This is a genomic window from Methylobacterium nigriterrae, assembly GCF_037106235.1.
GTDB classification, from domain to species: Bacteria; Pseudomonadota; Alphaproteobacteria; order Rhizobiales; family Beijerinckiaceae; genus Methylobacterium; species Methylobacterium nigriterrae.
Map to the genome: position 1 here is coordinate 1 of NZ_JBAWTG010001041.1, position 254 is coordinate 254.

Here is a 254-nt window from a genome sequence, read left to right on the forward strand (position 1 = left end):
CATGCTCGTTCGTGCGGCAGGAAGCGACGCATCATCTTTTGCTCGGAGGCGGGTCGTGGACGTCATCGTCAATCCGATCGGGGCGGCCGGCACCGAATGACCGGGTTGAGGGCGAACCGGTCATTCTGGCGGTGCGCTGCAATCTCTCGGAGACGCAGATCCTATTGACGCTGACCACCGCCTCGCTCCTTCTGTTCATGGTTGCCGACAATCTGGCTTGATGTCGGCCGGCGCCGCTCCGAGGCCACGATCCA

The 254-nt window shown here is 63.0% G+C and carries 1 protein-coding gene; it reads left to right on the top strand.

Annotated elements, in window-relative coordinates:
- A partial coding sequence (locus WDW90_RS40165) for a hypothetical protein (RefSeq protein WP_336493124.1) occupies positions 1-221 on the top strand: 221 nt, incomplete at its 5' end.
- Positions 222-254: the final 33 nt, after the last annotated feature.